The organism is Micromonospora sp. NPDC049903 (genome assembly GCF_044460945.1).
In the GTDB taxonomy this organism is placed as follows: Bacteria; Actinomycetota; Actinomycetes; order Mycobacteriales; family Micromonosporaceae; genus Micromonospora.
The window spans coordinates 143,945-167,215 of record NZ_JBITKL010000010.1 but is presented as its reverse complement, the minus strand read 5'-3'; the positions used below and the strand labels follow the sequence as shown (position 1 = coordinate 167,215).

Sequence of the window (23,271 nt, the reverse complement as noted above, 5' to 3'; positions counted from 1 at the left end):
GACTCCCCGGGCTGCGCCGCAGCACGGCGCACCGACTCGGGAGGACGTCCGTGGCGAGTGACGCGCACGAAGCGGGAAGACTCTCCGCTGCCGACGGAAGCAGCAGCAACCGCCGACCCCTGATCCTGGTGACAGTGGCGGTCGTGGTGGCGATGGTGGCGGGTCTGAGCGTGTGGGTCGCCCGACGGGGCTCGCACACGGGCGGCATCGCCACGTCGGTACCCGTCCGATTCGATCCGAGCCAGCAACTGCTCCGCTTCGGCTATCTACCTGGCCCCGTCGTCAGCGCCAGTTACACCACCGGCCCTGAGGTACACCACCTCGACATTCATGGATCATTCGACGACGCGCCGACCACCGAAGAGGAACACGCTTCCTCATTCAACCCTGACTGGTCGATCGAGATCCGGATGGCAGCGCGGGGTGTCGATATCCGCAGTGTCGTTCCGTATGACGAGGACTCGGGCGAGGTGCCCGTTCGCGGAGAACGAATCCGGGTGGGCGATCGTCCCGCCTTCCAGGCCACCTTCGACTACAGCCGGGTGCTGACCTGGGAATACGCGCCGGACGCGTGGATGCATATGATGCTGAGTGCGGAGAGCTCGGACGACCGCCGGGATGAGACCGCGCGTCAGGTGGCCGAGGGGGTTCACCTGGAAGCCACCCCACGGGCCCTGCCGATCCGGGTGAAGGGCCTGCCCGACGGCGCCGTGCTCGAAAGTACGTGGCTGTACTGGAAGGCGGACGAACACATCTCGTTCTCCGCCGACTATCTGGTGGGGCGGGTCGAGGAGAACCAGCCGGATCCGCGGCCTGTCGTTCGGGTCGGGGTCAGCACCGAGAAGCTGGCCCGCGCCAGGCACCTCGACCGAGTCACCGTGGCAGGCCGGCCCGCCACCGCGTTCGAGTCGCGGGGCAGGGGCACCAACAGCTTCTACCGGGTGGCCCGACTGCCCGGTGAGTGCACCGGGTGCGTCGCGGAGGTGCGGATCGAGCCGACCGCTACTGCCGTGATGGGGGACCGAGCGGACGGGTTGAAGCTGGCGGCCTCGATCCGGTTGATGGAGGGCCGCGAGGATCCCGCCGGGTGGCGCTTCTGGTAGCCGGAGGCCACCGACTAGCCAGCGGCCACCGGCGGCCCGCCACCGGTGGCCGAGGACGACAGGCCGGTCAGAGCGCCACGATCGCTGCCGTCTCCGCCGGTAGTTCGATGCGGTCGCGTTGCACCGTGACGCCCTCCCCGGTGGCCAGCAGCACCCGGCGGGCCACCCCGGGCAGGGTGACCCGCTGCGGCTTGTCCGCGAGGTTCGCCGCCACCAGGCAGCCACCACGCCGCATCACCAGGAACCGGTCGCCGTGGCGGACGTCGATGGCGAACAGGTGCGGGTCGGACAGCTCGGGGCGGGACTTGCGCAACGCGATCAGGCGGCGGTGGAACTCGTACATCTGTCGGTGTTCGGGTTTGTCCAGCTCGGCCCAGTCCAACCGGGAGCGGACGAAGGTCTGCCGGTCCTGCGGGTCGGGCACGTCGCCGGGCGGCCAGCCGTGGGCGGCGAACTCGCTGCGCCGGCCGGCCACCACGGCAGCCGCCAACTCGGGCTCCGGGTGCGACGTGAAGAACTGCCAGGGGGTGGAGGCCGCCCACTCCTCCCCCATGAACAGCATCGGCGTGAACGGGGCGGTCATCAGCAGCGTCGCGCCGACGCGCAGCAGCGCCGGGGACAGCGTCGCCGAGAGGCGATCACCAACCGCGCGGTTGCCGATCTGGTCGTGGTTCTGCAGGTACGCGACGAAGCGGTGGCCGGGGGTACGCGGGTCGACCGGGCGGCCGTGCTGGCGGTGGCGGAAGCTGGACCAGGTGCCGGTGTGGAAGAACGCGCCGGTGAGCACCTCGGCGAGGCACTCCATGGTGCCGAAGTCGCCGTAGTAGCCCTGCCGTTCGCCGGTGAGCAGGGTGTGCAGGGCGTGGTGGGCGTCGTCGTTCCACTGGGCGTGCAGGCCGTAGCCGCCGGCCTCGCGGGGGCTGATCAGTCGGGGGTCGTTGAGGTCGGACTCGGCGATCAGGGAGAGCGGGCGGCCCAGGTGCACCGAGAGCGACTCGACCTCGACGGCGATCTCCTCCAGCAGGTGCACCGCGCGGGAGTCGGGCATCGCGTGGACGGCGTCCAGCCGCAGGCCGTCGACGTGGTAGTCGCGCAGCCACATCAGGACACTGTCGGTGATGAAGCGGCGTACGCCGTCGGAGTGCGGGCCGTCCAGGTTGACCGCCTGGCCCCAGGGGGTGTCCCGCTCGCTGAGGTACGGCGCGAACATCGGCGCGTAGGCCCCGGAGGGCCCGAAATGGTTGTAGACGACGTCGAGGATCACCCCCAGCCCCTTGGCGTGGGCGGCGTCGATAAGCCGTTTGAGGCCGTCCGGGCCACCGTACGGTTCGTGCGGGGCGAACCAGCAGACGCCGTCGTACCCCCAGTTGTGCTCGCCGTTGAAGGCGTTGACCGGCAGCAGCTCGATCATGTCGACGCCGAGGTCGACCAGGTGGTCGAGCTTGCCGATCGCGGCGTCGAAGGTGCCTTCCGGGGTGAACGTGCCGACGTGCAGTTCGTAGAGGACGCTGCCGGGCAGTTGCCGCCCGGTCCAGGCGGTGTCGGTCCAGTCGAACGCGGCGTGGTCGTAGCGGCGGCTCGGGCCGTGCACCCCGGCGGGCTGCCACCGCGAGCGGGGATCCGGCAGCGCCCGGTCGTCGTCGTCGAGCAGGAACGCGTAGTCGTCGCCGGCGTCGGGCACCTCGACCCGCCACCAGCCGCCCCGGGAGGCGCGCATCTCGTGGTCGGCGGCGCCCGGCAGGCGCAGTCGGACCCGGGACGCCTCCGGTGCCCAGACGGTGAACTCGGTCATGACGCCTTCCCGGAGCCTTCGAGGGGAGCGAGTAGCGCGACGGGATAGGTGGTGAGCAGGTCGGCCAGACGGACCTGACCGTCACTGTAGACCCGCCCGGTGAACTGGCACGACATCTGGTTAACAGGCAGTGACAGGGTGGTGTCGCGCCAGCCGCCGCCCGCCGCCAGGCCCAGCGGCAGCCGGGTGGCGACGGCGAGCGCGCCGCCCCGGTCGAAGGCGACGGCGTGCCGGGCGGCCGGGCCGTGCACGACGACCGGCTGGTAGTCGCCGAACAGCTCCGGGCGGGCGCGACGCAGCCGCAGGGTGCGGGACACCACGAGCAGCTTGGCCGCGCCGGTCTCGTCCACCGCCGGCTGCCAGCCGGCATCGAGCCGGGCCAGCAGCTCCCGGCGTACGTCGAAGTCGACCGGGCGGCGGTTGTCCGGGTCGACCAGGGAGTCGTCCCACAGCTCGGTGCCCTGGTAGGTGTCCGGCACCCCGGGCATGGCGAGCTGCACCAGCTTCTGCCCGAGCGAGTTGGACCAGCCGGGCGGGGTGATCTCGGCGGCGAACGCGGCGATCGAGGCGTGCACCGCGAGGTCGTCGTACATGGCGTCGACCAGGGCGTGCATCGCCTGCTCGAAGGCCGGGTCGGGGTCGGTCCAACCGGTCGAGGCGGCGGCCTCCCGGGCGGCCTTCTCGGCGTACGCGTGCATCCGCTCGCGCGCGATCGGCCAGGCGCCGACGACGGTCTGCCAGAGCAGGTGAGCCAGCGCGGCATCCGGCAGCGGCACGGCGGACGTCCAGGCGGTGACCTGCTCGGCCCAGCGGCGCGGCAACTCGGCGAGGACGGCCAGGCGGGCGCGGACGTCCTCGCCGCGTTTGGTGTCGTGGGTCGACAGCGTGGTCATGCTGGCCGGCCAGCGTTCGTGCCGGGCGGCGGCGAAGCGGTGGAAGCGGCCGGGCAGGGTGCCGAAGTGGGCGGGGCTGCCGCCGACCTCGTTGAGCGCGACGAACCGGGTCCACCGGTAGTAGGCGGTGTCCTCGACGCCCTTGGCCATCACGGCGCCGGTGAACTGCGGGAAGCGGCGGGCCAGCTCGTCGTCGGGGTCGCGCAGCCGCCGGGTCACCGCGTCCAGCGCGCCGGTCAGGTCGGTGCGGCGGCGGCCGGCCTCGGCACGGGCGTTGGCCAGGTGTCGGGCCCCGTCGGGCGGGTAGCCCCGGTAGACCGGGAACGCGGCGGCCAACTCGGCCAGGGCGGCGCGCGCCGCGTCCGGCTCCACGTCGGGGGCGAGTGCGGCCAGCCGGGCCAGCTCGGTGGCGAGCAGCCGGGTGGCGGCGCCGAGTTTCGTGTCGTGGGTCAGGTCGGCCCAGGAGGTGGCCCGGCCGACCAGCCGGGTGTCCAGGGCGGTGAAGTCGGCCTCGGCGTCGCTGTCGACGAAGAGTCCACCGACGGCGTGGAGGGCGTCGTAGCCGGTGGTGCCCTCCACCGGCCAGGAGGGCAGCTCCTCGCCGTACTCCAGGATCTTCTCCACCACCAGCCACGCGTCGGGGGCGGCCTCGCGCAGCCGCGCCAGGTAGCCGCCGGGGTCGCGCAGCCCGTCGGGGTGGTCGACCCGGATGCCGTCGACCTCGCCGGCCGCCACCCAGGCCAGGATCAGCTCGTGGGTGGCGGCGAACACCTCCGGGTCCTCCACCCGCAGCCCGGCCAGGGCGGCGATCGAGAAGAACCGGCGGTACGTCAGCTCGGCGTCCCCGCGTCGCCAGGAGACCAGCTCGTAGTGCTGCCGGTCGTGCACCTCGCGGGGACTGCCGTCGCCGGTGCCGTCGGCGATCGGGAAGCGGTGCTCGTGGTAGCGCAGCTCACCGTCGGCGATCTTGAGGTCGGCCAGCGCGTCGGGGTCGTCGGCGAGCACCGGCAGCAGCAGTCGGTCCCGCGTCCAGTCGATGTCGAACCAGCGGGCGTACGCCGAGTCGCGTCCCCGGCGCAGCACGTCCCACCAGGCTGGGTTGGCGGCCGGTACGGCGACTCCGGCGTGGTTGGGCACGATGTCCACGACCAGGCCGAGCCCGGCCTCGCGCAGTGCCCGCAGCAGGCGCTGCCGGGCGGGTTCGCCGCCGATCTCCGGGTTGACCTTGCGGTGGTCGACGACGTCGTAGCCGTGCGCGCTGCCCGGCGCGGCGGCCAGCAGCGGCGCGCTGTAGAGGTGGGTGACGCCGAGGTCGGCGAGGTAGTCGGCGAGGCCGGCGGTGGCGTCGAGGTCGAATCCCGGGCTCACCTGCACCCGGTAGGTCGCCCCGACGGGGATAACGGTCATGGTCAGGCCACCCTCTCCAGCACCACCAGCGAGCGGTCCGGTACGCAGACCGAAGCGCCGGTCTCCACGGTGGTGCTCTTGTCCTGGTCGGGTTCGGCGGTGCTGATCACGAGCTCCCAGCGCTGACCGAACTCGGCCGGCGGCGGGGTGAAGTCCAGTGGCGCGTCGTGGGCGTTGAAGCAGAGCCAGAACGAGGCGTCGTGGTGCCGCTGGCCGTACTGGCCGCGTTCCCGGATGCCCTCGCCGTTGACGAACAGCGCGACCGAGCGGCCGAAGTCGTTGCCCCAGTCCTCGCCGGTCATCTCCCGCCCGTCCGGGGTGTACCAGGCCAGGTCGGGCAGGGGCTCGTCGACCCCGCGACCGTGCACCGGCAGGCCGGTGAAGAAGCGGCGGCGCTGGAAGACCTGGTGCTGGCGTCGGAACTGGACCAGCCGGCGGGTGAAGTCGAGCAGGTCGCTGTCGATCGCGTCCCAGTCGACCCAGGCCAGTTCGCTGTCCTGGCAGTACGCGTTGTTGTTGCCCCGTTGGGTCCGGCCCAGTTCGTCGCCGTGGCCGATCATCGGTACGCCCTGGGACAGCAACAGGGTGGCGATGAAGTTGCGTTGCTGCTTGGCGCGCAGCGCGCGTACGCCCGGGTCGTCGGTGTCGCCCTCGACGCCGCAGTTCCAGGAGCGGTTGTGGCTCTCGCCGTCGCGGTTGTCCTCGCCGTTGGCCTCGTTGTGCTTGTCGTTGTAGGAGACCAGGTCGGCCAGGGTGAAGCCGTCGTGGCAGGTGACGAAGTTGATGCTGTGGAAGGGGCGACGCCCGTCGTCCTGGTAGAGGTCGGCGGAGCCGGAGATCCGGGAGGCGAACTCGGCGAGGGTGGCCGGCTCGCCGCGCCAGAAGTCGCGGACCGTGTCGCGGTACTTGCCGTTCCACTCGGTCCACTGCGGCGGGAAGTTGCCGACCTGGTAGCCGCCGGGGCCGACGTCCCACGGCTCGGCGATCAGTTTGACCCGGCTGACCACCGGGTCCTGTTGCACCACCTCGAAGAAGGTGGAGAGCCGGTCGACCTCGTAGAACTCCCGGGCCAGGGTGGCGGCCAGGTCGAACCGGAAGCCGTCCACGTGCATCTCGGTGACCCAGTACCGCAGCGAATCCATGATCAGTTGCAGCGAGTGCGGGCTGCGGACGTTGAGGCTGTTGCCGGTGCCGGTGTAGTCCACGTAGTGCTGCCGGTTCTCCTCGGACAGGCGGTAGTAGCTGGGGTTGTCGACGCCCTTGAAGCTGAGCGCCGGGCCGAGGTGGTTGCCCTCGGCGGTGTGGTTGTAGACCACGTCGAGGATGACCTCGATGCCGGCCGCGTGCAGCGCCTTGACCATGCCCCGGAACTCCTGCACCTGCTGGCCCAGATGACCCAGCGCGGAGTAGGCGTGGTGCGGGGCGAAGAAGCCGATGGTGTTGTAGCCCCAGTAGTTGCGCAGCCCCATGTCGGCCAGGCGGTGGTCGTTGACGAACTGGTGCACCGGCATCAGCTCGATGGCGGTGATGCCGAGCCGGGTCAGGTGCTCGATCATCGGCGGCGAGGCGATGCCCGCGTACGTGCCGCGCAGCTCCTCGGGGATGCCGGGCAGCCGCATGGTCAGCCCGCGCACGTGCGCCTCGTAGATCACCGAGTGGTGGTACGGGATGCGCGGCGGGGCGTCGTTGCCCCAGTCGAAGTAGGGGTTCACCACCACGGACTTGGGCATGAACGGCGCCGAGTCGGTGACGTTCATCCGGTCCGGGTCGCCGTGCTCGTAGTCGTAGACCGCCGGGTCCCACTGCACGTCCCCGTCGATCGCCTTGGCGTACGGGTCGATGAGCAGCTTGTGCGGGTTGCAGCGCAGCCCGTTCGCCGGCTCGTACGGGCCGTGCACGCGGTAGCCGTACCGCTGGCCGGGCCCGATCCCCGGGATGTACGCGTGCCAGACGTACGCGTCCACCTCGCGCAGTTCCACCCGACGTTCGTGTCCGACGTCCCACTCGTCGAAGAGGCACAGCTCGATCTTGTCCGCCACCTCGGAGAAGATCGCGAAGTTGGTGCCCATCCCGTCGTACGTGGCCCCGAGGGGGTACCGCTCGCCCGGCCAGACCTGCATGTCGCTCCTTCGGCCACGTGTCACGAGCGCGCGCCCGCGCCCGTAGCGCACCCGTCCGGGGGAGCCCGGCCGAGGCGCGCGGCGGTAATGCCCCGCACGGTCCGCCACCAATCCATCCGATCGGGTGAATGCCCGGTATCCAGCCGACTGATGCGAGATGAACCCTTGCGGTGCCCTCCGTCACTGTGACCGTTCTCAAGGTGCGTTATCGGCCATCATGCCGTTTCCTTGTTACCGGGCAAGTTCTCGCGTGCCCGAAATCCGACGCTGTTCCCCCGCCGCCACCGATGCCGGCGCATTCTCTGCTGCACGGACGGAGACTCTTGTGACGACCCTGCGGATCGGCGGGCGTACCGCCACCGCCACGGACCGAATCCACCGGCCCACCCTCACCTCGCGACCCCAGATCCCGGCCCAGCCCGGTCCGGCCACCCCGCCGCGCACCCACCGCATCCTGATGCTGTCGTGGGAGTTCCCGCCGGTGCTCGTGGGCGGCCTGGGCCGGCACGTGCACGCGCTCTCGGTGGCCCTGGCCGCCGCCGGCCACGAGGTCACCGTCGTCACACGTCACTGCGAGGGCGCTCCGCTGGAGGAGTACGTCGACGGCGTCCGCGTCGTCCGCGCCGCCGAGGACCCGGTGACCTTCCCGCTGGCCACCGAGAGCCTGCTCGCCTGGACGATGGCGTTCAACCACACTCTGACCCGGGCCGCGCTCCGCGCCGCGTCCTCCGGTGGCTACGACGTCATCCACGCGCACGACTGGCTGGTCGCGCACGCCGCGATGACCCTGCGCGACCACCTCGACCTGCCGCTGGTCAGCACCATCCACGCCACCGAGGCGGGCCGGCACCAGGGCTGGCTGCCCGAGGAGATGAACCGCACCATCCACGGCGTCGAGCACTGGCTCAGCACCGAGTCGACCCGGGTGGTGGTCTGCTCCGGGTACATGCGCGAGGAGGTCAGCGCCCTGTTCGGGGTGCCGACCGACCGCGTCGACGTGGTGCCCAACGGGGTGGAGCCGCACCGCTGGCGGGTGTCGGCGAGCGCGGTGGCGCAGGCTCGGGCCCGGTTCGCCGGGGACGGCCCGCTGGTCACCTTCGCGGGACGGCTGGTCTACGAGAAGGGCGTGCAGCACCTGCTCGCCGGCCTGCCCAAGCTGCGCGAACGGCACCCCGGGCTGCGCGCGGTGATCGTCGGTGACGGGCCGTACCGTGGCGAGCTGGAGGCCGACGTGCACCGGCTCGGCCTGGGCGGCATGGTCAGCCTGCCCGGCTTCCTCGGCGGCACCGACCTGCCGGCCGTGATGGCCGCCTCGGACTGCTTCGCGGTGCCCAGCATCTACGAGCCGTTCGGCATGGTGGCGCTGGAGGGTGCCGCCGCCGGCGCCCCGCTCGCGGTCGCCGAGACCGGCGGGCTCGCCGAGATCGTCGAGCCCGGCGTCACCGGCATGACGTTCCGGCCGCACGACCCGGACGCGCTGACCGACGCGGTGCACGCGGTGCTCTCCGACCGGGAGCGCGCCCGGGCGCTGGCCCGTCGCGCCCGTGCCATGGTGCACGAGCAGTACGGCTGGGCGGCCATCGCCAGCCGCACCGGCTCGGCGTACGCGGCGGCCATCGCCCAGGCCCCGAACGTCGCCGCCGAACGCGCCGCGCAGCTCATGGCGCACGGTCGGTCGCGCCCGGTGGTGCCGGAGGGCAACCTGCTGGCCGCCGCCGGCCTACGCTGACCCACACCCGCGCCGTCGCACGACACGGCCCTGGCTCCCGCCGCACGCGGGCGCCAGGGCCGTCACCGTATCCGGCCGCCGCCGACCGGGACCTGGCCAGCCTGGCGGTCGGTGGCGGCGGAAGAGGTACTCCTTCGCCGCGCCTGTCGAGCTGATGGCGAGAACGGATCGCCGACGCCGAGCAGGTCCGCTCGACCGGCTGGTGGACGAGGCCGACGGATACTCGACCCTGGCCCGCGAACGGAGGCCGCCCAGATGCTCGACCCAGGCCGCGAACGCACGGACGGGTCAGCTCGACAGGCGTCGAGGGTGGTCGACCACCGCGACGGCGAGCAGCCCTCAGCGCACCGACCTGGCGGCGACGCGCGGATGACAACTCCGTCCAAGCCGGACCAAACGGGTGCGTGGCGGCCTGCGCCGGGTGACGGCCAGAACCGTTCGGCCAGATGATTCTGTCGTTACGATCTTGTATCTGCACTGGTCACCGCTCCTTAACATCCGACAGACTCGCAAGGATTCGGGGAAGGCCCCCGCCTACGCGAGGTCGAGGAGGGTGTGCGTGCGGGTGCTCCTGGTGGAAGACGACCTACGCGTGTCGGCGGGTCTCTCCGCCGCGCTGCGGCGGCGGGGGCACGAGGTCGTGCAGGCGTTGACGGCCGCCGAGGCGGTCGAGGCGGAGCCGGTGGACCTCATCCTGCTCGACATGAACCTGCCGGACCGCGACGGCCTGGAGGTGTGCCGGCGGATCCGCCAGCACAACGAGGGGGTCGCCATCATCGCCGTGACGGCGCGCGCCGAGGAGCACGATCGGGTGGCCGGGTTACGGGCCGGGGCGGACGACTACGTGGTGAAGCCCTTCTCGATGGTCGAGTTGCAGGCCCGGATCGAGGCGGTGATGCGGCGGACCACGCGGACCGCCCGGCCGGCGACGTTGGTGCAGGTGGGCACGCTGCGCATCGACGTGGACGCCCGGCGGGTCTGGGTGGCCGACCGGGAGGTCGGGCTGTCCCGCAAGGAGTTCGACCTGCTGCTGGCGCTGGCCCGGCAGGCGGGCACCGTGGTGCCCCGGGACCGGTTGCAGTTGGAGGTCTGGCAGACCACCTGGGCGACCCGGCACAACCTCGACGTCCACGTGGCCGCGCTGCGCGCCAAACTCGACGACGCCGGACTGGTCGAAACCGTACGCGGTGTCGGTTATCGCCTCCGGGCCGGCTGAGCGTCGGCTCAGGTCCGGGAGCGCACGAACCTCAAGGCATCCTCAAGAATCCCTGCTCGCAGCCCCGTCGTCGGCCGTCTGCGGGTGTGCTGTCGGTATCCAAGCCCTCCCTCCTGTTTGGAGAACCCCCCTTGAGATACAGACGGACAACGGCCGGTGTCTTCTCCACACTTCTCGTCGCGGTACTCGCGGCGACCGCCCAGCCCGTCCCGGCGTACGGGCAGCTGCCCGCCACGGCCCTGACGCAGGCGGAACCGAACCAGGTCCAGGGCCTGACGGTCGTCCAGAGCGACGGGTACGCCACGCTGGCCTGGACCCACGTCGACGGCGCCACCGACTACCAGATCGAGCGCACCGCTCTCGCGGAGGACGGGACCCCCTCCGCTAACGGTGTGATCGTCGGTGTCTGGCGGCCGAACCGTCAGATCAACAACTCCGAGCCCACCTTCGCCGACGCCGGCTTCGTGCCGGGCAACCGGTTCCAGTGGCGGGTACGCGCCCGCTTCGGCACCGAGGCGCAGCCGTACTCGGCGGCTGTCAGCGGCGCCACCAAGGCGCACTGGGGCGACCCGAACGTCGCCGGCCAGAACCTGCGTACGCAGTGGGAGAACACCCTCGGCGCGCAGTACACCAGCGACGTCAACGAGTACGCCTACACGGCGGCCATCGACGAGCTGAGCGAGCGGGTCCGCGTCGTGGAGCTCGGCCGCACCATCAACAACCGGCCGATCAACATGTTCGTCATCGGCTACCCCACCCCGCCGGCGACCCCGGAGGCCGTGGCCGCGACGAACCCGCTGCTGCTCAACTGCAACGTGCACGGCAACGAGCCGGGTGACCGCGAGGCCTGCTTCATCATGGCCCGCCAGCTTGCCTTCACCGACGACCCGGCCACCCTCGACCGGCTGTCGAAGACCACCATGCTGATCCTGCCGACGATCAACGGCGACGGTCGGGCCGCCAACAGCCGGGGCAACTCCACCGGCCAGGACCTGAACCGGGACTACTCGCTGATCCGCCAGCCGGAGACGCAGACCTTCGTGGAGATGATCCGCGACTACCGCCCGATCGCCAGCTACGACGGTCACGAGTACGGCAACGCCAACACCGGTGACCTGCCGATGCTGCCGCCGCGGCACGCCAACGTGGCGCAGGGGATCTTCGACGAATCGCAGAACATGATCGAGGGTCACATGTACACCCAGGGCGCCAAGGACGGCTGGTGGGCCTGCCCGTACGGGTGCACCGGGGCCAGCGTCGGCCTGGGTGAGGAGACCATCCTCCGTAACACGCTGGGTCTGAAGAACGTGGTCAACTCCCTGCTGGAGCTGCGCAGCTCGGGCGGCCCGACCCGGCCGGACGAGACCAACACGGCCAACAACCGTCGCCGCAAGACCTACTCGGCGCTGTGGACGTTCAACCAGTTCCTGGCCTACCACCAGGCGAGCGCCACCAACCTCACCAGTGCCCGGGCCGAGGCGATCAAGTTCCAGTCGGCGAACACCGGCCGGATCGTCTTCCGCGGCTCCCGCCCGATCGAGGCGCACCCCGCCCCGCACCCGGGTGACACCCCGCCGCCGGTCGACGCCCCCACGCCGGCTCGGATCCTGGAGCAGGCGCCGTGCGCATACAAGCTCACGGAGGCGCAGTACAACGGTGCCCGCACCGACGGTCCCGCCGGCCGGCAGACCACCGTGGCCCAGCGGCTCGCCGCGCACGGCTGGAAGGTGATCAAGGTCGCCGACGGGTACGTCGTGCCGCTGTCCCAGCCCGAGCGGGGTCTGGTGCCGCTGCTGCTCGACGAGCAGGCCGTGGAGGGCCTGGTCGTCGGCGAGCGGATCGCCGCCACCGTGACCGGCACCCGTAACGGTCCGCTGACCGTCTCCGGGGTGACCTGCGTGGCCGACGCCACCCTCCGTGGTCCGATCAAGGTCCAGCCGGGTGCCGCGCTGATCGTCAACGGCAGCTCGATCAACGGGCCGGTGGACGCCAGCGGTGCGGCCGGGTTCGTCCTGACCGCCAGCACGGTGCACGGACCGGTCAACGCCACCGGCGTCCGTGGCCCGGTGGTCCTGGTCGGCAACCGCACCAACGGCCCGGTCAACGTGGTCAACAACACCGGTGACGCTCCGCTGGTCGCCGGCAACACCGTGAACGGCCCGCTGTCCTGCTCCGGCAACACCGCCACGCCGGTCAGCCTGGAGGTCGTCAACTCGGTGAGCGGTCCGAAGTCCGGCCAGTGCGCGCGCCTGTGACCTGCTGAACCTCGACCGACCGACGTACCGGCAGGCCGGATCCGCGCCCGGCCTGCCGGTACCCCCCTCTCACCTACGCACGTGGAGGCAACCGTGACCGACACCCTCAGGCCCTCGACGACGGACCTGCGACGGGCCCGACGGCGCGCGGTCCCGGTCGCCGGTGCGGCCCTGGCCGCGCTGCTCGCGGTCGCCGGCTGCACCGGCGGCGCGGATCGCGACGCCGACGCGGCGGACGCCGGGACGCCCGTCGCCGTCGCCGTGACCGGCCCGCTCTGCGAGCAACTGCCGGCGGGCACCGAACCCGGCAACCCGGGCTCGCTGGCCGGCCAGCCCGCCGACCAGGCCCTCCAGTGGATTCCCGTGCTGACCACCTTCGAGGCGGCGGTCCGGGCCACCGGTCTGGGCGGCGAACTGGCCGGCGTGACCGTGCTGGCCCCCACCGACGACGCCTTCTCGGCGAAGTTCTCCCGGACCAACCTCGACGAGCTGCTGCTGCACGACGTCGACGACCTGCGGGACCTGCTGCGCGAGCACGTGGTGACCGGGCCGATGTCGGCCTCCGAACTGGTCGCCGCCGGCACCGTGCGCACCCTCGCCGACACCGAACTCACCGTCACCGGACAGGGCGAGGCCGCCCGGTTCGGCGACGAGGCGCAGACCGTCTGTGCGGACTACCAGGCCGCCGGCACCCGGATCCATGTCATCAACCGGGTCCTCGGCTCGCTGCCCACCACGGCGGGCGAGGACGACGACGGCCACCCGGCGCACTGACCGTTCGCGCGCGTCTTGGATGTAAGCAAGGGTCCCTTCCTAACGCCTACGGCATAGGAAGGGACCCTTCCTAACCTCAGCGCTTCTCGAAGGGGAGGTAGTCCCGCTCGACGGCACCGGTGTAGACCTGCCGCGGACGGCCGATCTTGGTCTCCGGGTCGTTGATCATCTCACGCCACTGCGCGATCCAGCCCGGCAGCCGGCCCAGCGCGAACAGCACCGTGAACATCTTGGTCGGGAAGCCCATCGCCTTGTAGATGAGCCCGGTGTAGAAGTCCACGTTCGGGTAGAGCCGGCGGTCGACGAAGAAGTCGTCGGCGAGCGCGATCTCCTCCAACTGCATGGCGATGTCCAGCAGCGGGTCCGGCTTGGCCATCCGGCCGAGCACGTCCTGCGCCGCCTTCTTCACGATCGCGGCACGCGGGTCGTAGTTCTTGTAGACCCGGTGGCCGAAGCCCATCAGCTTGACGCCGTCCTGCTTGTCCTTGACCTTGCGGACGAAGGACTGCACGTCACCGCCCTCGGCCTGGATGCGCTCCAGCATCTCCAGCACCGCCTGGTTGGCGCCGCCGTGCAGCGGGCCGAACAGCGCGTTCACGCCGGCCGAGACCGAGGCGAAGAGGTTGGCGTTGCTGGAGCCGACCAGCCGCACGGTCGACGTGGAGCAGTTCTGCTCGTGGTCGGCGTGCAGGATGAACAGCATGTCCAGCACGCGGGCCATCACCGGGTCGACCTCGTACGGCTCCGCCGGCACGCCGAACGTCATCCGCAGGAAGTTCTCCACGTAGCCCAGCGAGTTGTCCGGGTACAGCAGCGGCTGCCCGATCGACTTCTTGTAGGCGTACGAGGCGATGGTGGGCACCTTCGCCATCAGCCGGACCGTGGACATCTCCACGTGCTCGGCGTCGAACGGGTCCAGACTGTCCTGGTAGAAGGTGGAGATGGCGCTGACGGCCGAGGAGAGCACGGCCATCGGGTGCGCGTCCCGGGGGAACCCGTCGAAGAACCGACGCATCTCCTCGTGCAGCAGCGAGTGCCGCCGGATGCGTTCGGTGAACTCGGTGAGCTGCTCGGTGGAAGGCAGCTCACCGTAGATCAGGAGGTACGAGACCTCCAGGAAGGAGCTCTTCTCGGCCAACTGCTCGATGGGGTAGCCACGGTAGCGCAGGATGCCCGCATCGCCGTCGATATAGGTGATCGCGGACGAACAGGCGGCGGTATTGACGAAACCGGGATCGTAGGTCGTCATCCCGGTTTCCTTCAGCAGCTTGCCCACGCCGACCCCGGCGGGGCCCTCGACCGCGGAATGTACCGGCATCGACAGCTGCCCGCCGGGGTGATCGAGCTTGACTTCCGTCATGTGGTTCCTCGCTTCGCCGGCAGATCTACGTTGAATTGCCTTCGCTTCTACCGTAATTGCGGTTGCGGCGACACCGCCTGCCGTGGTTCGGCGGTGAGGTATGCGTCACCCGATTCCCGACCACAGCGCTGGGAAACCCCGACGACGAGGACATACAGGCACGAAGAAAGCACGAAGAGTGTCGGTACGCGACGGGTGCGGAACTGTCCGAGCGCTCAGTCACGCACTCGGCGCGAGGCCACGGCCAGGTCGCGTGCGGGCGCGTCGGCAGCGTCGGCTGACGACCGACCGGACAGCCCTCGCGACGTCAGGTGACGGTCAGCCGACGCAGGTCGCCGGCGGCGTCGACCAGGTACAGGTCGAGCCGGTTGGCGCCGGGACGGAACAGCTTGTCGTCGGCGAGCAGTGCGGCGAAACGGCGACCGCCCTGGTCCGGGGCCACCACCGGCACCACGGCCGCGACCACGCCGTTCACCGCCACCGCCAGCGAGGTGCCGTCGGCGACCTGGTCGGGCACCGTTCCCCAGACCATCGCCGGCAGCCGGCCGGCGTCCGGGTCGACGGCCCGGAAGGCGTCCTGCCCGCCGACGGTCGCGGTGCCGCCGGGCGGCGCGTCGCCCACGGTGGTGCCGACCAGCGGGTGCGGTGCCGGCGACGGCAGCGCGGCGGGCACGCCGCCGCTGATCGGCATGGGCTGTGACGGCCGGTCGTAGAAGACCTTGCCCGGATCGGTACGCGGCGTCTGCCGGGCCGAGCGGCCGTCGACCCGCCACGGCAGCCGGATGGCCGCCTCGTCGGCGATGGTCGGCAGCAGGTCGACGTGTTCCCAGTTGCGGTCGTCCACCCGCCCGGCGCGCTGCCCCGGCGTCCGGACGAACGTCGGCACCCAGGCGACCTCATCGGGTGCGGCACGGATGGCGCCCTCGCCCCGGCCCTGCGCCCCCTCGGTGAAGCTGACGCCGTGGTCGGCGGTGACCACCACCAGCGCCCGGTCCCACAGCCCGCTGGCGCGCAGCGTACGGATCGTCTCGCCGATCAGCCGGTCGGTGTACCCGAGCTGCGCCAGGTGCCGCTGCCGGGCCAGGTCCACCCACCCCCGCCCCTCGTTCGGGAAGTCCTCGGGCGCCTCGTAGCGGGCGCCGGACGGCAGGTACGCCCACGGGCTGTGCGGCATCAGCAGGTGCAGGAAGTGCAGCGTGGGCCGGGTCGACGGGGTGAGGCCGTTGAGGAAGCCGGTGAACCGGGCCGGCTGGTTGACGTTGAGGCTGTCCCAGCGGAACTTCGGGTCACTCGGCACCGGCTCGGCGGCGTCGATGCCCGCCTCCTCGGCGGTGCGCTCCCGGTACGAGTCCTCCGGGTCGATCCGGCTGTCGTGCGGGGCGGTGATCTGCCGGGCCAGCGTGCCGGTCTCCCGGACCAGTACCCCGATCCCCTGTTCCGGGGTGACCGGCTGCTCGCAGCGGCTGGGCGGGCAGAGCCGGGTGATGCTCTCCTCGGCCCGGATGTCGTACAACCCGCCGAAGGCGGTGAAGAGGTTGTCCGGGTAGTGCGAGTAGTGCGGAGCGTACGGCTGGGCCGGGTAGCGGCCGGTCAGCATGGCCGGCAGCGCGTACGGCGTCCAGCCGCTGACCCCGGTCGAGTTGCGGTACCAGGTGGAGCCGGCGGCCAGCTCGGCGAAGTGCGGGAAGCGGGCCGCGTCGATGCCGCCGTCCGCGCCGAGCAGCGAGACCAGGGGCAGCTCGTCCAGCACCAGCATGACCACCGGCGGGTGCAGGTCGCCGACGGCCGTGCCGGCCGCGCCGCCGTCTCCCCGGGGCAGCACCACCGGCCCGGTCGGCGAGGCGAACACGAACAGCCCGACGAAGATCAGCGGCCCCACGGCGGCCACCCGCAGCACCCGCCCCGGCGTCCGCCACCGCCGGTGGACGAGCGCCGCCCCGGCCCCGGCCACCGCCGCCACCAGCAGCAGCGGTACGCCCCGTAGCGGCGTGACGTGCCGACCCACCTGCACCGCCAGCGCGCCGACCAGCAGGCCGAGCAGCAGCGTGTGCGTCGCGGCCCGGGTGAGCCGGCCGGCCAGCCCGGACAGCAGGCCGAGCAACCCGAGCGCGACGGTGGGCACCACCGCGACGAGGGCGACCAGCAGCAGGATCTCGCCCCGGTCGGCGCGGTGGAACAGGAAGAAGTCCGGACTGCGGCCGAGGACGTCCAGCAGCGGCTGGGTGACCGCCAGCCCGACCAGCGCGGTCACCTCCAGCACCCGGCCGCCCTCGGTCCGCCAGCCGCCCCAGCCCCACGACCACGTGCCCCGTCCCCACCGGCGCTTCGCCTGCGCGGCCCCGACCCCGTCGGCGTCGGTGGGGCCGGCGTCCGTGGGGTCGGTCGCGTCGGTGGGTCGGTCAGCCACCCAGGGCCACCCGGTAGAGGGTGCGGGTGCCCGAGGGCAGCTCCAGCCGGTCCTCGACGGTGCCGTGCGCGGCGAGCAGCGCCTCGAAGACGTCCCGCCGGTAGTCGGGGAAAAGACCGTCGGGCTTGTTCGCCAGCAGCCGGGCGGCCATCGGGTCGTCGGGGTGGACGAACTCCACCACCAGCCGGCCGCCCCGGGCGGCGTACCCGGCCAGGCAGGCGACCACCTCGGGCAGCGGCACGTTGCGTCCGATGGCCAGGTGGTGCACCAGGGCCAGGGCGAGCACGGTGTTCGCCTCGGCGCGGGCGGCGAACGAGGCGCGCTCCACGCCGCGCCACCCGCCGCCGGGCGACGGGTCGGCGAGGTCCATCACCAGCGGCAGGATGCGCCGTTCCCCCTCGTCGCGCAGCGTCCGGTAGAGCCGGTCGAGCACCGCCGGGTCCTGCTCGACGGCGACGACGTAGTCGGCGTGCCGGGCGGCGAGGCGGGCGTACCGGCCGTCGTTGGCGCCCAGGTCGAGCACCAGGCGCGGCCGGGCGGCGCAGGTCAGCGCGGCGGCGACGAACCGTTCCTTGCCGGCCCGGTCGTCGCCGGAGTAGCCGCAGGTGCGCTGGTAGTCCACCCAGTGGGTGGCGGTGGGCCGGTGGTCGAGGCGGCGGACCAGCTTCTCGATGCCCCGCACGGTGGCCAGGGCCAGTTCCCGGGTGTAGCCGGCGGCGCGCAACTGGGCGCGGACGTCGGCGGTGCTGGTGTCGGCGCTGCGCCGCTGCACGCTGCCGTGCAGGTGCACATGGGTCGGCACGCCCGGCAGCAGCCGCCGTACGCCCCGGAACAGCGGGACCATCTGCTCCGGCTCGATGCCGTCGATCCGGGCCCGCAGCCAGGGCCGGAAGTCCATCCCCAGGTGGGCGCCGAGCATCAGCGGATAGAGCAGCGTCTGGCAGAACTGCCGGTAGCCGGCCCACGGTTCGCCGTCGCGCAGCGGGGCGAAGGACCCGACGTCGATGAAGACCGGCTCCACGCCGCGCCACTGGAGGTTGTACGCCGAGCCGTCCTTGGTGGTGAAGCCGGCTGGCAGGGCCGCCCGGAGGATCTCCAGGTGCAGCAGGGCCGCGTCGCGCAGCATGGCGAAGGACCACTCGTACGGGTGGGAGACGAACGGGATGCGCTCGTGCCGCAGCACCGCCGCCCACGCCGGGTGTTCCGTGCCGGTCGGGTCCGCCGTGCCGACCGGCGCGGCGGAGGGCGGCACCTGCGCGCCCGCCGGCAGCTCCTCGGTGCCGCAGACCTTGCCGGCGGCGAGCAGGGGCGGGAAGAAGGTGCTGCCCGCGAGCGCCCGCCAGTGCTGGGCCGCGGTCTCGTCCAGCGCCCGCAGCACGTCGTCACCGGCGTGGAAGACCCGGTTGGCCGGGTCGCGGAAGGAGCCGGGCTCGGCCCGCAGCTCGACGCCGGACGAGGCCGGCCGGGTGGACCGGCCGAGGTCGGGGATCGCCATACCGGCGGGTCAGTTCTGGTCGGTGGGCTGGCGGCGGAACCGGTCGACGAGTCTGCGCCAGTAGAGTTTGGCCGCCACCGCGACGCCGGCGACGCCGCCGACCACCGCCTGCACGATCAGGCTGCCGGATCCCGCGTCCAGGTAGGCCAGGTGCTCCACCGACCGCTCCTTCCCCTCGCCGTCCTCGTCGTTGATCCGGCACACAATTCACGTTTCGCACGTTTTGCCGGACTCCTGCCACCGTACGCGGATTGCCGCTGCCTGTCGGGCACAACCGAGCACTTCCCCGCGTTCGATTCCGCCCGCCCGCACCCGCGCCGCACCGCGCGCTCCCCCGCCAGCCGGCGTGAAGGTAAGCAGGGGTCCCCTGCTATGCACGAGGCGTTAGCAGGGGACCCCTCCTTACCTGCCGTCGGCGGCGAGGTGCGGGAGACGGACGGTGAAGACGGTCCGACCGGGCCGGGTGTCCAGGGTGACCGTCCCGTGGTGGGCCTCCACCACGGCGGCGACGATGGCCAGGCCGAGGCCGGTGCTGCCGTGGGCCCGGGAACGGGAGCTGTCCCCCCGGGCGAACCGCTCGAACACCTCGGGACGCAGCTCGGGCGGTACGCCCGGCCCGTCGTCGGCGACGCGGAGTTCGGCGACGCCGTCGGCCAGCCGCAGTCCGGTGGTGACGGTGCTGCCGGGCGGCGTGTGCACCCGCGCGTTGGCCAGCAGGTTCGCCAGCACCTGGTGCAGCCGGGCCGGGTCGCCGGACACCCGGACGACGGTGTCGGGCAGGTCGAGCTGCCAACGGTGCTCCGGGCCGGCCACGTGCGCGTCGCTGACCGCGTCCACGACCAGCGCGGTGAGGTCGACCGGTTCGACGGCCAGCGGTCGGCCGGAGTCGAGCCGGGCCAGCAGCAGCAGGTCGTCCACGAGCCGGGTCATCCGGGTGCTCTCCGACTCGACGCGGCGCAGCGCGTGGGCCACGTCGGGCGGGACCTGGTCGCGACCCCGGCGGGCCACCTCCGCGTACCCGCGGATCGCGGCCAGCGGGGTGCGCAGCTCGTGGCTGGCGTCGGCGACGAACTGGCGTACCCGGGTCTCGCTGGCCTGCCGGGCGGCGAGCGCGGCGGCGACGTGCCCGAGCATCCGGTTGAGCGCGGACCCGACCTGACCGACCTCGGTGCGCGGGTCGGTGTCGGCGACCGGCACCCGTTCGGAGAGGGCCACCTCGCCCCGGTCCAGCGGCAGTTCGCTGACGTGGGCGGCGGTGGCGGCGACCCGACGCAGCGGACGCAGCGTGGCCCGCACGATCAGCGCCCCGGCGGTGCCGGCGACCAGCAGCCCGGCCGCGGTGACACCGGTCTGCGCGGCGACCATCCACCAGACGGTCTCCCGCACCCCGGACAGCGGCACCGCGAGCACCCGGACGGTCCCGGTGGCCGACGGGCGGGCCACCAGCCGGTAGCCACCCCGGTCGCCCAGGTCGACGCTGCGGGGACGACCGTCGGTGGGCACCAGGGCCAGCGCCGAGACCTCCTCGACCGGCACCTCCCGCTCTTGGCGGTCGACGAGCGTCCACGCCTCGGTGACCCGGCCGTCGACGACCCGCGCGCTGATCGTGCCGGACGGGAAGCCGCGCGGGACCCGCACGTCGCCGTTCCACGGCCCGCCGCCCGGTCCGGGCTCCCACGGCACGCCGGGACGACCGCCGGGCATCGACTGCAACTGCTGGTCCACTCGGGAGATCAGGAACTGCCGCAGCGCCACCGTGGTCAGGCCGCCGATGGCCAGGCTGACCACGGCGAGCAGCGCGACCAGCGTGACCACCAGGCGGGTACGCAGCGACCAGCCGGCCAGCCAGCGCCGCAGCACCCTCACTCCGCCGGCTTGAGCAGGTACCCGGCGCCACGCAGCGTGTGGATCATCGGCGGACGGCCGGCGTCGATCTTCTTGCGCAGGTACGAGATGTACAGCTCGACCACGTTGGCCTGGCCGCCGAAGTCGTAGTTCCACACCCGGTCGAGGATCTGCGCCTTGCTGAGCACCCGACGCGGGTTGCGCATCAGGTAGCGCAGCAGCTCGAACTCGGTGGCGGTGAGCGTGACCAACTGACCGTCCCGGCGTACCTCGTGGCTGTCCTCGTCCAGCGTGAGACCGCCGACCGTGAGGACCGAGTCGGGGCGGGCGGCGACCGCGAACCCGGAGCGGCGCAGCAGCGCCCGCAGCCGGGCGATCACCTCCTCCAGGCTGAACGGCTTGGTCACGTAGTCGTCGCCGCCCACGGTCAGCCCGGCGATGCGCTCCTCGACCGCGTCGCGGGCGGTCAGGAACAGCACCGGCAGGGTGGCGCTCTCCGCGCGCAGCCGACGCAGCACCTGGAAGCCGTCGAGGTCGGGGAGCATCACGTCGAGCACCACCGCGTCCGGCTGGAACTGCCGGGCGGCGCGGACCGCCGCCGTCCCGTCCCCGGCGGTGCGGACCTGCCAGCCCTCGTATCGCAGCGCCATCGACAGCAGGTCGGTCAGCGTCGGTTCGTCGTCGACGACCAGCACGCGGACCGGTTCGCCGTCGGGCCGGCGCAGCTCGACGCGGCCCGGCCCGACCGCTCCCTCGCTCATCATGGTCCCCATCGTGAGCGGACGGACTGGGCTCCGCTTGTGCGGTTGCTGTGTGCCGGCTGTGTGGATCCCCCGCGTACGGGTTCGCTCACTCGCTCACGCCGACCGGGTCGGTCCGGACGAAGCGCATCGTCCAGTCCCCCGTGCCGTCGGGCCGCTGCCGCGCGTAGAGATGGTCGGCGGCGGGGTCCGGTGCGGACTCCGGCCGGCGCAGCACCCACAGCCGGGGCGGCGCCCCGTCGGGGCCGGCCGGCAACGCCCGGACCAGGTCGTCGGCCGGGCCGCCAACGAAACGTACGGTCACCTCACTCATCGTGTGCTCCGCTCTCCGTTCGTCCGGTTCGTCGCCGTCCCGGCTCGCACGCTAACGCACCGGCCGCCGTCGGAGGCCGGTTTGCCCTGATCAACGACGGGGTACCGTGCCCGACGCCGCGCAGTCAGGTGGAGCACGGCACGGCAACACGAGGGCGAGGAGCGGTCCATGCGGACGCTGGACGGGCGTTACCGGCTCGAACAGCGCATCGGCGTCGGTGGGATGTCCGAGGTGTGGCGGGCCCACGACACGGTGCTCGACCGGCCGGTCGCGGTGAAGCTGGTGTCGCCGGGTCAGCCGGACGGGGACGCCTCGGTCGAGCGGATCCGCGCCGAGGCCCGCTCGGCGGCCCGCCTGGTGCATCCCAACGTCGCCAGTGTGCACGACTTCGGCACCTGCGCCGGCCTGCCCGGGCGCGAGCAGCCGTACATCGTGATGGAGCTGGCCGAGGGGCTGACGCTCGCCGCGCACCTGCGCGCCGGGCCGCTGGACTGGCAGATCGCGGTCCGGGTCTGCGCCGAGGTCAGCGCGGCGCTGGCCGCCGCCCACGCGCACGGCATCGTGCACCGTGACGTCAAACCGGCGAACGTGATGCTCACCCCGTCCGGGGTGAAGGTGCTCGACTTCGGCATCGCCACTCCGACCGGCACCGCCGACCCCACTCCCGACGGCGTGGTGGTGGGTACGCCCGCGTACCTCGCCCCCGAGCAACTGCGCCGGGCGCCCGCCACCCCGGCCGCCGACATGTACGCCCTCGGCGTGCTGCTCTACTGCTGCCTGGCCGGGCGGCTGCCGTACTCGGCGGACAGCGTCACGCAGTTGCTCGGGCCGCACGGGCGGCAGCCCCCGCGCCCGCTGCCCGAGGTGCCGGGCCTGCCCGCCGAGGTGGCCGACCTCTGCCGGCGCTGCCTCGCCGACGATCCCGACCGGCGGCCGACCAGCCTGGTCACCGCCCTGCTGCTGGCCGAGGCGGTGGACGCCCGGGTGTACGTGCCGATGCACCAGCCCCTGCTGCCCCGCCAGCGTCCTCCGGTGAGCCCGTGGACGGAACGGGCGGCGGCCGAGGTCACCGAGGCCGCACCGCGCGTGCAGTGGAGCCGGCATCCACGGTGAGTTTCACCCGATCGGGGTCGGGTAGCCGGGCGGGGAGCGACGGGAGGAACGCGATGAGTTCCTGGCTGAACGAGGTTGCCACGGCCACCGCCGAGGGCGGCCACATCCACACCGACGACGAGGCGCTCTCCACTGGCCTCGCCTCTCCGTTGGCGGCACACTGCAGCGGGCTCACCCCGTCGCAGCTGCTCGCCGCCGCCTTCGCCTCCTGCCTGCACCACGCGGCGGTCGAGGCGGCCGGGGGGATCACCGACGAGGCGCACACCGTGCAGGTACGCGCGGAGGCCAGCCTCGGACGCGACGACGACGGCCGGTACCGGGCCGACGTGCACGCCTCGATCTCGTCGGTGGGCCTGACCCGCCAGCAGCTCACCGAGCTGGTGGAGCAGGCCGACCTGCTGTGGCCGTTCTCCAGCGCCGACGGCGGCCGGCACCGGCTGACGGTCACTCCGGCGGAAAACGGCCGGCACTGACCCGCCCGGGGCGCAGCGGCCCACACCGCCGACCCTCGCCGATCATGACGTCGTGGCACCCGGCTAGTCGGATTTAGGATGTTATGCCGTCGCCACAAGTCCATGATCGACGGGGTGCCCAGGGCGCTGGGGCGTGTGGGGGTGGTGGGGCGGGTGGAAACAGGGGGGCCGACCGCCTGAACGGCGACGACACGGTGAGCCCAGGCGGCCCTCCA

17 protein-coding genes are annotated in these 23,271 nt (G+C 72.4%); 7 read left to right on the top strand and 10 right to left on the bottom strand.

Annotation, left to right across the window (positions count from 1 at the left end; genetic code table 11):
• The first annotated feature begins 50 nt into the window (after window positions 1–50).
• A complete protein-coding gene (locus tag ACIBO1_RS17985; RefSeq protein WP_396747675.1) occupies window positions 51–1,103 on the top strand; it encodes a hypothetical protein in 1,053 nt (350 codons plus the stop codon).
• A 67-nt stretch (window positions 1,104–1,170) separates the two neighbouring features.
• Here ACIBO1_RS17985 and treZ read toward each other — a convergent pair whose 3' ends face one another.
• From treZ to glgX, 3 genes are read right to left on the bottom strand one after another with little or no spacing between them, the layout of a single operon-like run.
• Complete coding sequence (gene treZ / locus ACIBO1_RS17980; RefSeq protein WP_396747672.1) at window positions 1,171–2,895, bottom strand: malto-oligosyltrehalose trehalohydrolase; 1,725 nt, start codon at window positions 2,893–2,895, stop codon at window positions 1,171–1,173.
• Window positions 2,892–5,195, bottom strand: coding sequence for a malto-oligosyltrehalose synthase (gene treY / locus ACIBO1_RS17975; protein WP_396747670.1), 2,304 nt, complete (start codon window positions 5,193–5,195; stop codon window positions 2,892–2,894). The genes treZ and treY overlap by 4 nt, the downstream gene beginning before the upstream one ends.
• Before the next feature lie 2 nt (window positions 5,196–5,197).
• Window positions 5,198–7,315: a glycogen debranching protein GlgX gene (glgX, locus tag ACIBO1_RS17970; protein ID WP_396747667.1), complete on the bottom strand. Its 2,118-nt coding sequence runs from the start codon at window positions 7,313–7,315 to the stop codon at window positions 5,198–5,200.
• A gap of 325 nt (window positions 7,316–7,640) precedes the next feature.
• On the opposite strand from glgX, the gene ACIBO1_RS17965 reads away from it, so the two are divergent.
• From ACIBO1_RS17965 to ACIBO1_RS17950, 4 genes are all read left to right on the top strand, one after another.
• A complete protein-coding gene (locus ACIBO1_RS17965; RefSeq protein WP_396747664.1) occupies window positions 7,641–9,044 on the top strand; it encodes a glycosyltransferase family 4 protein in 1,404 nt (467 codons plus the stop codon).
• 559 nt (window positions 9,045–9,603) lie between these two features.
• Window positions 9,604–10,260, top strand: a complete 657-nt coding sequence (locus ACIBO1_RS17960) for a response regulator transcription factor (RefSeq protein ID WP_396747662.1) — start codon at window positions 9,604–9,606, stop codon at window positions 10,258–10,260.
• Window positions 10,261–10,391: 131 nt separating this feature from the next.
• Complete coding sequence (locus tag ACIBO1_RS17955) at window positions 10,392–12,515, top strand: M14 family zinc carboxypeptidase (RefSeq protein ID WP_396747659.1); 2,124 nt, start codon at window positions 10,392–10,394, stop codon at window positions 12,513–12,515.
• Between the two features lie 93 nt (window positions 12,516–12,608).
• Window positions 12,609–13,289 (top strand): fasciclin domain-containing protein, encoded by a 681-nt coding sequence (locus ACIBO1_RS17950; RefSeq protein ID WP_396747656.1) that lies wholly within the window; start codon window positions 12,609–12,611, stop codon window positions 13,287–13,289.
• Between the two features lie 76 nt (window positions 13,290–13,365).
• Here the strand turns inward: ACIBO1_RS17950 and ACIBO1_RS17945 are convergent, their stop codons facing one another.
• From ACIBO1_RS17945 to ACIBO1_RS17915, 7 genes are all read right to left on the bottom strand, one after another.
• The gene (locus tag ACIBO1_RS17945; RefSeq protein ID WP_350697336.1) at window positions 13,366–14,649 is read right to left on the bottom strand and encodes a citrate synthase; all 1,284 of its coding nucleotides are present in this window, start codon (window positions 14,647–14,649) and stop codon (window positions 13,366–13,368) included.
• Between the two features lie 307 nt (window positions 14,650–14,956).
• Window positions 14,957–17,056 carry a sulfatase-like hydrolase/transferase gene (locus ACIBO1_RS17940; RefSeq protein WP_396747652.1) on the bottom strand — a complete coding sequence of 700 codons (2,100 nt, stop codon included), beginning with the start codon at window positions 17,054–17,056 and terminating at the stop codon, window positions 14,957–14,959.
• Window positions 17,049–18,551, bottom strand: coding sequence for a methyltransferase (locus tag ACIBO1_RS17935; RefSeq protein WP_396747650.1), 1,503 nt, complete (start codon window positions 18,549–18,551; stop codon window positions 17,049–17,051). Before ACIBO1_RS17935 ends, ACIBO1_RS17940 begins: the two co-directional genes overlap by 8 nt.
• Window positions 18,552–18,560: 9 nt before the next feature.
• Window positions 18,561–18,710, bottom strand: a complete 150-nt coding sequence (locus ACIBO1_RS17930; protein ID WP_191088694.1) for a hypothetical protein — start codon at window positions 18,708–18,710, stop codon at window positions 18,561–18,563.
• 243 nt (window positions 18,711–18,953) lie between these two features.
• Complete coding sequence (locus ACIBO1_RS17925; protein ID WP_396747805.1) at window positions 18,954–20,396, bottom strand: ATP-binding protein; 1,443 nt, start codon at window positions 20,394–20,396, stop codon at window positions 18,954–18,956.
• A 17-nt stretch (window positions 20,397–20,413) separates the two neighbouring features.
• Window positions 20,414–21,160 (bottom strand): response regulator transcription factor, encoded by a 747-nt coding sequence (locus tag ACIBO1_RS17920; protein ID WP_396747647.1) that lies wholly within the window; start codon window positions 21,158–21,160, stop codon window positions 20,414–20,416.
• A gap of 85 nt (window positions 21,161–21,245) precedes the next feature.
• The gene (locus tag ACIBO1_RS17915) at window positions 21,246–21,470 is read right to left on the bottom strand and encodes a hypothetical protein (protein ID WP_396747644.1); all 225 of its coding nucleotides are present in this window, start codon (window positions 21,468–21,470) and stop codon (window positions 21,246–21,248) included.
• A gap of 168 nt (window positions 21,471–21,638) precedes the next feature.
• On the opposite strand from ACIBO1_RS17915, the gene ACIBO1_RS17910 reads away from it, so the two are divergent.
• Window positions 21,639–22,583 (top strand): serine/threonine-protein kinase, encoded by a 945-nt coding sequence (locus ACIBO1_RS17910; protein ID WP_396747641.1) that lies wholly within the window; start codon window positions 21,639–21,641, stop codon window positions 22,581–22,583.
• Between the two features lie 53 nt (window positions 22,584–22,636).
• Window positions 22,637–23,056, top strand: coding sequence for an OsmC family protein (locus tag ACIBO1_RS17905; RefSeq protein WP_396747638.1), 420 nt, complete (start codon window positions 22,637–22,639; stop codon window positions 23,054–23,056).
• Window positions 23,057–23,271: the final 215 nt, after the last annotated feature.

What these genes read in the sequence shown, in the direction of transcription:
- ACIBO1_RS17905 (WP_396747638.1), top strand. Translation starts at nt 22,637, where the DNA reads ATGAGTTCCTGGCTGAACGAGGTTGCCACGGCCACCGCCGAGGGCGGC.
- treY (WP_396747670.1), bottom strand. Translation starts at nt 5,195, where the DNA reads ATGACCGTTATCCCCGTCGGGGCGACCTACCGGGTGCAGGTGAGCCCG.
- ACIBO1_RS17910 (WP_396747641.1), top strand. Translation starts at nt 21,639, where the DNA reads ATGCGGACGCTGGACGGGCGTTACCGGCTCGAACAGCGCATCGGCGTC.
- glgX (WP_396747667.1), bottom strand. Translation starts at nt 7,315, where the DNA reads ATGCAGGTCTGGCCGGGCGAGCGGTACCCCCTCGGGGCCACGTACGAC.
- treZ (WP_396747672.1), bottom strand. Translation starts at nt 2,895, where the DNA reads ATGACCGAGTTCACCGTCTGGGCACCGGAGGCGTCCCGGGTCCGACTG.
- ACIBO1_RS17920 (WP_396747647.1), bottom strand. Translation starts at nt 21,160, where the DNA reads ATGATGAGCGAGGGAGCGGTCGGGCCGGGCCGCGTCGAGCTGCGCCGG.
- ACIBO1_RS17915 (WP_396747644.1), bottom strand. Translation starts at nt 21,470, where the DNA reads ATGAGTGAGGTGACCGTACGTTTCGTTGGCGGCCCGGCCGACGACCTG.
- ACIBO1_RS17945 (WP_350697336.1), bottom strand. Translation starts at nt 14,649, where the DNA reads ATGACGGAAGTCAAGCTCGATCACCCCGGCGGGCAGCTGTCGATGCCG.
- ACIBO1_RS17935 (WP_396747650.1), bottom strand. Translation starts at nt 18,551, where the DNA reads ATGGCGATCCCCGACCTCGGCCGGTCCACCCGGCCGGCCTCGTCCGGC.